Origin of the sequence: Lacticaseibacillus camelliae DSM 22697 = JCM 13995 (assembly GCF_001311195.1) — a bacterium.
GTDB classification, from domain to species: domain Bacteria; phylum Bacillota; class Bacilli; order Lactobacillales; family Lactobacillaceae; genus Lacticaseibacillus; species Lacticaseibacillus camelliae.
Genome location: NZ_BBAJ01000085.1, coordinates 1 through 8,945, shown reverse-complemented (window position 1 = coordinate 8,945; position 8,945 = coordinate 1). Strand labels below are relative to the sequence as shown.

Sequence of the window (8,945 nt, the reverse complement as noted above, 5' to 3'; positions counted from 1 at the left end):
CATTGATGCGCCGCTGTTTTTTTATTGTCATGCCGGCCCTTGACTGGGTACAATTGCCCCAAAGGAGGTGCGCCCATGACTTTTCTCAGCACATTCACCCTGCCCGATGAGGACGCGGAGTGGGACTTTTTCATCAAGCAAAAATCGCGGGCGTACTCGACCTACTACCCGTTTCAGATTTTCCCGCAAAAACAGGTGCCGACCCTGACGTTTGAGCCGATCACGATCTTCTACGGCGATAACGGCTCGGGCAAATCGACCCTGCTGAACGTGATCGCCGAAAAACTGGGCCTGGCGCGGGGCACGCTTTACAACCGCTCCAGTTTCGAGGCCGATTACTTGACGTTGTGCAATTTTGAACTCGCCGCCCCTATCCCGGATGGGTCGGCAATTATCTCCTCCGACGAGGTGTTCGACGCCATGTTGAACACCCGCGCGCTGAACCAGCAGATCGACCGGCGCCGCGACGACATGTTCGACGACTACCTGGACAACAAGTTCGCCAGTTTTCACTACCATGACCTCAGCGACTATGACGAATTAAAAAAGATCCTGGAAACCCGCAGCAAGACCCAATCCCGTTACGTACGCGACAATCTGGCCAAAAACGCCCGCGAATTTTCCAACGGCGAAAGCGCGCTGCAGTTTTTCCAGGACAAGCTGCAGGACCAGCGGCTCTACCTGCTGGACGAACCGGAGAACTCGCTGTCGCCGGCCAACCAGCAGAAACTGGCCGCCTACCTGACGGACCGCGCCCGCTTTTTCGGCAATCAGTTCGTGATCGCGACCCACTCGCCGTTCCTGCTGGCGCTGCCGCACACCAAGATCTACGACCTGGACAAGGTGCCGGTCGCCTCGGCGCGCTGGCAGGAGCTGCCGGAGGTGCAGACCTACGCGCAATTCTTCACCGCCCACGCCGCCGAATTTAAAAAGGAGTCGCCTCATGACTGACATTACCGACTACATTGACCATGCCGCCCCGGCGGCCCAGCCGCAGCTGCGAGCCATGTACCAGCTGCTTAAAAAACTGCTGCCAACCGCCCAGGAGAAAATCAGTTACGCCAAGCCCACCTTTTACGAGGCCGGCCGAGACCTGGTATACTTCGGCGCCAATGCCCACGACATCGCACTGTACCCGACCAGCGGGCCGCTGACGGCCATCAATCCAGCCAAAATTGCGGCGTATCCACACTCCAAGGGCGCGATCCGGTTCGCCTTCGATCAGCCGCTGCCTAAAGAATTAATCACCGAACTGGTAACTTTGCGCCTGAACGGGGCCGCCCCCGCCGCGCCAAAACGCCGGCCACCTGCGCCTGTCCCTGAAGCAATCGCCCAAGCACTGGCGCAAGCCGGTCTTAGCAATGCGTTCGCCGCCCGGCCGCCTTACCAACGCACCGACTACCTCAACTGGATCGCTCAAGCCAAGCGCCCCGCGACTCGCGCCAAACGCCAGGCCCAGATGCTGGCCGAACTCAAGGCCGGCAACGTCTACATGAAAATGGCCTGGCATCCCCGCAAGCCGCGGGAATGACCACAGGCTGAGACATAATTTCCCTAGTCGCGTTCCACAAAGCAACGCCCAGACACGCAAACGCCCCTGCATCGCGATTCGAAGTACGAATCGTGATGCAGGGACGCCTGCGTTTTGGGCTAAAACCGCTTTGTGTCTCAGCCTCTTATAATGCCAGCAGGCGCTGCCGCAGCGCCTGATTCACAGCGTAGAGGCCCAGCCCCATGCGCCCGCGCTTGAGCAGAATGTTGATCACATCAAAAATAATCGCCGTGCGGTCGGCCGCAGAATCTGTCCCATCGGGCCGCCGCCGAAACGCCGTTTGGTCCTCGAAGCGGGCCGGGTCGATCGTGATCCGGTCCGTTTTGGCGTCGTAGTCCACGCTGGGGCCCAGGATCACGCCGGCGTAATTGAGGTCAAAGCCCTGAATCGTGTAAATCGAGCCGACCTCATTAAGCGTTTGCGGCTGGCTGGCCCAGGGGCGGTCGGTGAAGTTGACCCGGTCCCACGGCAGCCGCAGCTTACCGGCCTGCACGTACCAAGGCTCCTTCGTGTACACGCGAAACGGAAAATCCGCCGTTGCCAGCACCCGTGCCAGGCCGTGCTGACGATCCATCTGTTTGATCCAGTCGTACAAGGGCACCCCGTCCTCAAACACGCGCAGCTGGTAGTTGACCGGATGCGGCAGCGGCAGCAGCTGCCCGGAGGCAAACGCATCGACCCACGCCGCGGCGGCCGGGGACTGCATGCGCAACTGCCCCGTCATCGTGGCGCGTTCGACAACATGGCCGGCCAACGTGTGTTTGATCATCGCCGAGGTCCACAAGCTTTTCAACTTGGTGACCTGGTGCAAGTCCAAGACCAGCACGACCACGTGGGCCAGCTTTAAAATCTCGGTGAGCTGGTTGTTTTGTCGGAACCGATTGAACGGATCAGGCTGGCTGAGCAGCAGCTGGGCCTCGTCGATGAACACAATGTCCGCCTTGCGCCTGGCGTTGATAAACGGCGTCGGTTTTTGAAAATCAGCCTTGCGCAGCCACTGGGCCTGACTGGCCACCTCCCAGTAGATTTTCAGCATTTCATTGTGGTTGACCAGCAAGCGGTTGGTGGTGCCGGCAAGCGCGCCTCCAGTGCTTCGGGCCTGCTTTTGCACGGCACTGAACACCGCGCTGAGCAGCGCGCTTTTGCCCGTGCCGGCGTCGCCTTCCAGGGCAAACACGGCTGCCTTGCCATCGCGTCGGTGCGCGGTGATGAACGCCAGCACCTGGCGCTGGATTTGCCGCTGACTGGCGGTCAATTGTGCCGCTTCCGGCAACATGAACGTTGAATCTGCAAGGGTCAAACTAGTCCTTCTTTCCCGTCATGGCGGCCAGTGCCGCCGGCGTGTACCGGTAAGGCACATGCGCGGCGGCCGGCACGTCCTGCCACGCCACCGGGTACCCGGCGCCGTGCGCGCAAAATACCGAGCCCGGCAGGTTGGCGGTGTCGCCGATTTCCGTGTAGCCAATCGTTTTGATGACTTCTTCGGCGTTGTGACACGGCCGGTAGCCCGAAACCAGCAGCTCCAGCTGGCCCTGGCCATGGGTGTAAGTGCTGACGGTTTGCCCGTAGTCCTGCATCTCAGCCACTGGGGCAAAGCCAGTCAGCGTCACGCTGCCGTTGCGGTCCGGGACCGTCGGCGGATCCACCGTGCCGGCCATGCGGTCGACGTCAGCCATGGCGCGGCCCACCTGGTCTTGAGCGACCACCAGTCGGAAGCTGTACCACGGCTCGAGCAGCAGGTCGCCACCAGTTTGCTTCAGTTCCATCAGCCTTGGCGCACGGCGCGCCAGGTGGCCTCGCGAAAATCGCCGCCGACAGTGTGAACATTGCTGCCACGGCCAGCGACCAGCGTGATTTTCACGTCGGTCAAAGGTGAGCCGGTGAGCACGCCAATGTGCTGCTTGGCCTGCAGATTCGCCAGGACCAAGTGCTGCCAATTTCTGCTTAACGCCTCGACTGGCAGGTCGCTGGCGTAGGTCATGCCGCTGCCGCGTGGTGCCGGCTGCAGTAGCAAGTGCACCTCGGCGTAGTGGCGCAGCGGCTCAAAGTGCCCGACGCCTTCGACGGCCTGGGTGATCGTCTCCTGGTACAAAATGCTGCCAGTGCCAAACGCGACGTGCAGGTCAAAGCGCTGAGCGAGCAGCTGCGTCAAGATCTCCAGCTGCACCTTGCCCATGATCGACACGCGCAGCTCCTGCAGCCGCTCCGACCAGCTCACCTTGAGCGCCGGATCCTCGTCCTCGAGCCGGCGCAGCGCCGTCAGGCAGGCGCGCGGATCTTCGCCTTGTGGGTCCAGCTTGTAGGTCATGACCGGCTGCATCACCGCCCGCTTGGCGTCCGGCTCCGCCCCGATGCCAAGGCCGGGGTGCGTGTCCTTGAGCTGGAATCGCGCAGACTTGGCCAGCGCTCACTTCCTGGGCCACAGTGAATTTTTCCCCGTTGTACAGCCGCAGCTGGTTGGCCTTTTGACCGCCGAGCAGCACCTGCTTGGGTTTCAGACTGCCGCCGGTGACGCGCATCCAGGTCAGGCGCTCGTCCTTGTCATCGTAGGAAATCTTGAACACGCGCGCGCCGAATTTCGGGGTCGGCTGCAGCGGCTGAGTCCACCGCTCAAGCCCGGCAAGCAGGTCATCAATGCCCTGCAGTTTCAGCCCGGAGCCAAAGTACACCGGCGTGACCTTGCGCGCGGCAATCAGCTTCTGAATCGTGACGGCCGCCAGCTGCCCCGTGGTCGAAAACTCGTCCAGCGTCGCGTCGTCCTGCAGGGCGATGGCCTCAAGCTTTTCCTCGTTCAGGTCGGCAAACGCGATGCACCCGTCGCCGAACGCCCCTTGCAGCTGGTCCAGCACCTGGGCCTGGTCCGCGCCGGGCACGTCCATTTTGTTTACAAAAATAAACGCCGGCACCTGGTAGCGCGCCAAAAGCCGCCACAAGGTCCGCGTGTAGCCGGGAATGCCGTCGGTCGCGGAAACCACCAGCACCGCGTAATCGAGCACAGACAGCACCTGCTCAGTGGCACTGGCAAAATCCACGTGGCCCGGGGTGTCCAGCAGCGTTAGCTCCAGGTCCTGGTAGCGAAGGACCGCCTCGTGCGAAAAAAATGGTGATCCCACGTGCTTTTTCCAGCGCGTCGGAGTCCAAAAAGGCGTCCCCGTTGTCGACACGGCCGAGTTGGCGCAGCGCGCCGGTTTTGTATAGAAGCGCTTCTGACAGCGTCGTTTTCCCGGCATCCACATGGGCGATGATGCCGGCAGTAATTTTTTTCATTAGGCTGCCTCCGAATTGAACTGCGTATTTTTATTTTAGCGCACGGAAAGGCGATCCGCTGATGCTCAGACGAGATTACGTGCTGGAACTCTACGCTCTGCCGCTGCCTGCCGGCGCCACGCCTGAGCCGATTGACCTGACAGGCGTTTTTAGCGGTTGACCTGGGTTTTCAGCCACTGGCGCAGTGTCTGCGCAACGGCGCGCTGCTGCGCCTGATTCGTCACCGGGCTCTTGCCGTCACCGTGCTGCACGCCGTAGCTGCCAAACCCCGCGTGATTGCCGGCCAGCTCCACGTACGCGTGGCTTGGGGTAAATTGGCTTTGGCCTTGCGGTACGCCGACCAATTCAGCACACCATCGTGACTGGCAGTGACCGAAAGCACCGGCAGGCCCCGCTTAGCAAGCCGACCCTTTTCATCCGCGTAGCTGGCCAGGAAAAACACGCCGGCGAGGCGGCTGCTGGCATGCGTCTTGGCGTAGCGCGCCGCCATGACCCCGCCCAGCGAGTGCCCGCCGATGACGACCGGGCCACCGGTTGCTTTCAGCACCCGGTCGGCCTTGTTTCCGCTGAGCACCGCCAGGTTCAGCGGAAAGCGCACGATGTACACCGACGTCCCCGATGCCGCTAGGTTCTTGGCCCAAATGCTGTAGCTGGCCGGCGCGACCAAGCGCCGGGATAGAAAATGACGCTGGCACCCTGAGGCTGTTTGGCCTTGAACGCCAGCCCGTAGTCCGTCCTGACGGCACTTTGACTCGCGCGCTGGGCCGCCGGGCTCGGCTGGTACATGTTCGCCTCAAGAACGCCCCAGCCGACGCCAAGCAGCGCGACAAACCCAATCAGAATGCCCAGCCAAATTTTTGCCCGTCGTTTCACGTGAAACAGCCTCCCCCTACTAACGCTTGCTGCGGTTCATTATACGCTTTGCGGCGCACAGCCAAAAAAGTCCGGCCCAACGCTTGCATTTTGAATCACCAGCAGGTACGATACCATTAAACTTACAAAAAGTAAGCACACGGAGGCGTAAAAATGACTGAGACAAAGTATGAATTCGGACTCGACACGTTCGGCGACCTGGCCTTTCAGGATGACGGCACCCCACTCAACGGCGACGAAACGCTGCGCCAGGTGATCAAAGAGGCTAAGCTGGCCGACGACCTAGGTATCTACCGCATTGCGCTGGGCGAGCACCACCGCCCGGAGTTCGCCATTTCCAGTCCCGAGGTCGTCCTTGGCGCCATGGCCGCAGTGACCAAAAACATCAAACTGGGCACGGCGGTGACTGTACTGTCCTCTGACGACCCGGTGCGCGTCTTTGAACGCTTTTCCACGCTGCACGGACTTAGCCACGGCCGCGAGGAGATCATGCTGGGCCGCGGCTCGTTCACGGAGTCCTTTCCGCTGTTCGGCTTCAATTTGGAAGACTACAACGGCCTGTTCGAGGAAAAAATCGCGATGTGGCAAAAGCTGCTGGAAGGCAAGCCGATGAACTGGACCGGTAAGTACACCCAAAAGCTGACCGACACCACGGTTTACCCGAAGCTCCCGAGCGGTGAGACCATTTCGACCTCGCTGGCCGTTGGCGGCTCACCGGAGTCGATCATTCGCGCCGTGGCGTACGACATTCCGGTCGTCATCGCCATTATCGGCGGCGAGCCGGTTCGCTTCCGCCCTTACGTGGACCTGTACAAAAAAGGCCGCCGCGCAGTTCAAAAAGCCTGAACGCCCGCTTGGCATGCACGCCCATGGCATCATCCTCGACGATGAGGCAGAAGCGGTGGAAGTCGGCTTCAAGTACATCAAGGCGGAAATGGACCGCATCGGCATTGACCGCGGCTGGGCACCGATGACTCGCGACCGCTTCGAGTTTGAGATCGACAAGGGCTCCTATTACGTCGGGACGCCGGAGCACGTTGCACAAAAAAATTGCCCGCAACATGAAGGCGCTGAACATGAAGCGCTTCGACCTGGTCTACGGCACCGGCGGCCAGCTGCTCAGCCAGCGCGAGGCCACCATTCGCAACTTTGGCGAGCGGGTCATCCCCCGCGTCAAGGAACTGCTGGGAGGCGAGTAACATGGCGAAACCCATCATTGGCATTCTTGGTGCCGGCAAGCTCGGCTCCACGCTGGCGCGCATCGGCACTAGTCGGGACCTGCCCATCATGATTGGGAGCACCCATGCGGTGTCCGACCTCAAATGGGTCATCGACACGCTGGCGCCTGGCGCAATCAGCGCCACCTCAGCGGATGTGGTGAAAAAAAAGCCGATGTCATCATATTGGCCATCCCGCTGAGCCACTACCAGGACCTGAACCCGGCGGATTTTGCCGGTAAGGTCGTCCTCGACGCCACCAACTACTGGAAGGAAGTCGACGGGACGCATAACACCATTTCCGACTTCACCCACTCCAGCTCCGAAGTGGTCCAGGACTGGCTGAGCACCGCCAAGGTCGCCAAGGCCTTCAACCATATGGGTTACCACGACTTGGAGATTGAAGTCGACCGGCATCCAGACGTGCCCCGCGCAATGGCCTTTGCCACCGACCACGACGACATTCGCCCACTGGTCAAACAGGTGCTGACGGCGTTCGGCTTTGACCCCTTCGACCTCGGCCCCTTAAGATTCGGCCTGCTACTGGAACCCGGCAGTCCACTATTTGGCGAGGCCATTCCGCGGGACCAGTTCACCGCGAAACTCAAAACCATCTACACCAGTCCGTTCGGCAAGGAGATCATCGCCAAGCGCGGCGGCCAAATCAGTTAAACCCGTCGCCCCCGCCGGTATTCGGTGGGGGCTTTCCCGTCCCTGCAGCAGCACGTGAACCTCAGGACCAAACAGTCACCAGACTTCACTAGATGAGTGAGGCCCGGTGACTGTTTGAGTTTCGGCAAGGCTTTTATTCAGTTGGCCAAAGTGGCTGGTCACTTGACGATGGCCCGGGCGATGCGCCGATTAGCGATCAGCATCACAATTCCCCACCAGACCGCGATGGCCCCGATGACCAAAAAGTAGACCACCTCGTGCCCCGGCGTGTAAAAGTTGGCGGCAATCGCCGACAGTCCGGAGCCGGCCGCCTGCGACAGCGTAAACACCGTCATCATTTGCGTCACATACGCGGCGGGCGCGACCTCACTGGCCAGTGCCGTGCCGATCGGCGAAGTCAGCGTCTCGCCCGCAATGATCAGGACGTAGAACATCACGATCCACAGCGGCGACACTTTCACATTCGCTGGGAAAAGGCGCAGCGGCAGGATCATGAACAGGGGTCCAGCCCCCCAAAACAGCATGCCAATACCAAATTTGAGGCTGGCATTGGGCTGCCGGCGGCCGAGGCGAGTCCACAACCCGCTGATCACGCTGCCGAACAGCACCGCCAGCACCGCGGGAATGGTTTGGAAGCTCGCAGCCGACAGGTGCCACCCCCACACGTTCAGGTTGACCTGATCCAGCGTGTACAGCGAAAGGATCCCCGTGGCCTGGCCGTATACCAGCATGGTGATGCTGTTGCCAATTAGAAACAGGCTGTAGGTTTTCACGTGCCGCGCCTCTTGCTTAGTGACCTTGGGGCTGCGGACAATCGCCACCATGTACCAAACGGGCAGCACGATGCCCAGAATCCCCACGGCACTGCTGAAGCGGCCCGCGGTCAGCCAACCGGCCCAAAGCGCCCCACCGATGACCGCAGCCACAATGACTGCGCCGCCAAGGACACGCAAGGCCAACCGCCGGCGCTCAGTCGGCAGCAGCGGATCTGGAACCGTCACCCCCAAGTCGCCCAAGTAGCGGCGATTTAACACAACGTACGGCGCCGTCGTTAACGCCAAGACAAACACTGCCACCAAAAAGCCGGCGTTGTACCCAAAGCGCACCGCCACCGCGCCGGTCACGATGGGCCCGGCCGCCCCGATGTTGGAAATGATGTAAAGCAGCGTGAAGGCGGTATTGCGCATCGTCCCTCGCTGCCGGTAGATCAGGCCGACCAGGGCGTTCAGGCTCTGCCCGGTCACGCCAGAGGCGACGACTTGTAGGACCAAGCTGGCAAAAAACAGCAACCGACCGCCGTGCGGAACGGCCAGCAGCGCGATCGCGAAATTTCAGCAGTGTGCCGTACCAGGTAGGCGTGCTGC

The 8,945-nt window shown here is 61.1% G+C and carries 7 protein-coding genes and 3 pseudogenes; 5 read left to right on the top strand and 5 right to left on the bottom strand.

Translation table 11 applies throughout. The features are described 5' to 3' along the window. Positions 1 to 75 precede the first annotated feature (75 nt). Both JCM13995_RS11605 and JCM13995_RS14050 read left to right on the top strand, forming a co-directional pair. Entirely contained in the window at positions 76 to 951 is an 876-nt protein-coding gene (locus JCM13995_RS11605; RefSeq protein WP_054665868.1) for an AAA family ATPase, read from the top strand. Beyond that, a complete protein-coding gene (locus tag JCM13995_RS14050; RefSeq protein WP_202813281.1) occupies positions 944 to 1,531 on the top strand; it encodes a YdeI/OmpD-associated family protein in 588 nt (195 codons plus the stop codon). Before JCM13995_RS11605 ends, JCM13995_RS14050 begins: the two co-directional genes overlap by 8 nt. Before the next feature lie 145 nt (positions 1,532 to 1,676). On the opposite strand, the gene JCM13995_RS11595 is transcribed toward JCM13995_RS14050, so the two are convergent. From JCM13995_RS11595 to JCM13995_RS17850, 4 genes and pseudogenes are all read right to left on the bottom strand, one after another. After that, positions 1,677 to 2,828: a DUF2075 domain-containing protein gene (locus JCM13995_RS11595; RefSeq protein ID WP_054665871.1), complete on the bottom strand. Its 1,152-nt coding sequence runs from the start codon at positions 2,826 to 2,828 to the stop codon at positions 1,677 to 1,679. A 25-nt stretch (positions 2,829 to 2,853) separates the two neighbouring features. Next, positions 2,854 to 4,819, bottom strand: a pseudogene (locus JCM13995_RS11590) (GTP-binding protein). Between the two features lie 149 nt (positions 4,820 to 4,968). Continuing rightward, positions 4,969 to 5,426 (bottom strand): annotated as a pseudogene (locus JCM13995_RS17855) (alpha/beta fold hydrolase). 17 nt (positions 5,427 to 5,443) lie between these two features. After that, entirely contained in the window at positions 5,444 to 5,692 is a 249-nt protein-coding gene (locus JCM13995_RS17850; RefSeq protein WP_369385724.1) for a hypothetical protein, read from the bottom strand. Between the two features lie 153 nt (positions 5,693 to 5,845). Between JCM13995_RS17850 and JCM13995_RS11580 the strand changes: the two are divergent. The 3 genes and pseudogenes from JCM13995_RS11580 (at position 5,846) to JCM13995_RS11570 (ending at position 7,581) form a co-directional block, all read left to right on the top strand. Continuing rightward, a pseudogene (locus tag JCM13995_RS11580) lies at positions 5,846 to 6,891 on the top strand (LLM class flavin-dependent oxidoreductase). 1 nt (position 6,892) lies between these two features. Further along, positions 6,893 to 7,111, top strand: a complete 219-nt coding sequence (locus JCM13995_RS11575; RefSeq protein ID WP_054665865.1) for an NAD(P)-binding domain-containing protein — start codon at positions 6,893 to 6,895, stop codon at positions 7,109 to 7,111. Beyond that, a complete protein-coding gene (locus tag JCM13995_RS11570; protein WP_054665861.1) occupies positions 7,096 to 7,581 on the top strand; it encodes an NADPH-dependent F420 reductase in 486 nt (161 codons plus the stop codon). The genes JCM13995_RS11575 and JCM13995_RS11570 overlap by 16 nt, the downstream gene beginning before the upstream one ends. Positions 7,582 to 7,739: 158 nt before the next feature. Here JCM13995_RS11570 and JCM13995_RS11565 read toward each other — a convergent pair whose 3' ends face one another. Further along, complete coding sequence (locus tag JCM13995_RS11565; RefSeq protein WP_225350875.1) at positions 7,740 to 8,894, bottom strand: peptide MFS transporter; 1,155 nt, start codon at positions 8,892 to 8,894, stop codon at positions 7,740 to 7,742. Between the last annotated feature and the right edge of the window lie 51 nt (positions 8,895 to 8,945).

Bases quoted from the DNA above. Each gene is read 5' to 3' on its own strand.
- JCM13995_RS11605 (WP_054665868.1), top strand. From the start codon at position 76: ATGACTTTTCTCAGCACATTCACCCTGCCCGATGAGGACGCGGAGTGG.
- JCM13995_RS14050 (WP_202813281.1), top strand. From the start codon at position 944: ATGACTGACATTACCGACTACATTGACCATGCCGCCCCGGCGGCCCAG.
- JCM13995_RS11595 (WP_054665871.1), bottom strand. From the start codon at position 2,828: ATGTTGCCGGAAGCGGCACAATTGACCGCCAGTCAGCGGCAAATCCAG.
- JCM13995_RS11575 (WP_054665865.1), top strand. From the start codon at position 6,893: ATGGCGAAACCCATCATTGGCATTCTTGGTGCCGGCAAGCTCGGCTCC.